At 73.8% G+C, this 1,274-nt stretch carries 2 protein-coding genes; both read right to left on the bottom strand.

Annotated elements, in window-relative coordinates; translation table 11 throughout:
* Nucleotides 1–144 precede the first annotated feature (144 nt).
* Entirely contained in the window at nt 145–357 is a 213-nt protein-coding gene (locus tag AB0N07_RS51285) for a hypothetical protein (RefSeq protein WP_144824494.1), read from the bottom strand.
* A 102-nt stretch (nt 358–459) separates the two neighbouring features.
* On the bottom strand, nt 460–1,274 hold an 815-nt coding region (locus AB0N07_RS51280), incomplete at its 5' end, for a helix-turn-helix domain-containing protein (RefSeq protein WP_365847904.1).

The raw sequence follows: 1,274 nt of genomic DNA, 5'->3' as shown, positions 1-1,274 counted from the left end.
GCAGACATTGCTGAGAAAACCATGGCCGGACCCTGAATGTCCAGTCAGCGGCGCCGCTGGCTCAGCCGCTGACCTGGGGCAATACGCATCCCCTGACGCGCGACGCGCCGCCCCCGGCGGGAAGACGGCGCGCCGTCCGAGCGATCACTTCGCGTGACGGGCGAGCAGGTCGCGGGCGACCTCGATGCCGGCGGCCTCGACGTCGTAGGAGCCGGTGGCCTCGTGGTGGGCCTCCACGGCGTCGGTGATCCGGTAGTGGTCCGGGTTGCCGGGCGGGTCCGAGGTCTCGAGGACGTGGATCAGATAGGTCTCCCCGGCGGCCAGGTCCTGGCGGTCGTGGTTCTCGTGATGGGTCATGTCGTCCTCTCGGGCGAAATCCGGACGGGGCCGACCCCCGCCACTCGTACGGCCCAGCGTGGCCCGCATGCCGCGTCACGGCCAGGGCTGCCCGCCCCCGCCTCACTCCGCCGGGACCACGCCCTCCCGCCGCGCCCGCAGCGCGATCTCGAGATCGAACCGTGCGTCGGGGTCTTCGAGAGCGTCCCCGAACAGCTCCCGCAGCCGGCCCATCCGGTACCCCACCGTCTGCGGGTGCACGCTGAGCTCCGCCGCGATGCGGGCGCGCTGACCCCAGTGCAGCAGCCAGGACAGCAGCGTCTCCTCCAGCACCGCCCGCTTGGCCCCGCTCAGGGCCGCGAGTGGGGCCAGCACGCGTGCCGCCAGTTCCTCCACCACGCGCGGTTCGGCGCCCAGCGCCACGCGGGCCAGATGGTCCTCAGCGAACACGGGCGTCCCGACAGCGGCCGCCTCCTGCCCCGCCAGCGTGTGGGCCACCCGGTACGAGTGGGGCACGAGGCGCCAGTCCACGGCCGGGCCGACGACGGCGGGCACGTCCCCGATCAGCCTCAGCAGCCGGGCACGCCGTCCCCGGTCCCCGGAGGCGTCGAGGACGGAGACGAGCTCGTCGTCGCCCTCCATGACCAGCCCGGCCCGGACGAGCCGGTCCCGGATGTCGGCCTCCGCGTCCGCCGGGAGCACGACGACGACGAGACGGCCCGGCAGCCGCCAGTCCGCGATCCCGGCGAGCCGCTGGATCTTCTCCTCCTCCATCCCGCCCCGCACGAGCGCGGAGGCCAGGTCCGTGCGGCGCCGCTCGAGGACGCCCGCGCGTGCCGACTGGGCCCCCGCATACGCCTGGGCGCTGACCGAGGAGAGCTCGTCGAAGTAGGCCCAGATGGACTCGCCGAGGTCGATCACCACGGACATGCCCATGC

The sequence above is a fragment of the Streptomyces sp. NPDC051172 genome (assembly GCF_040682555.1).
In the GTDB taxonomy this organism is placed as follows: Bacteria; Actinomycetota; Actinomycetes; order Streptomycetales; family Streptomycetaceae; genus Streptomyces.
The sequence above is the reverse complement of the archived record's forward strand: the minus strand, read 5'-3'. Positions and strand labels throughout refer to the sequence as shown.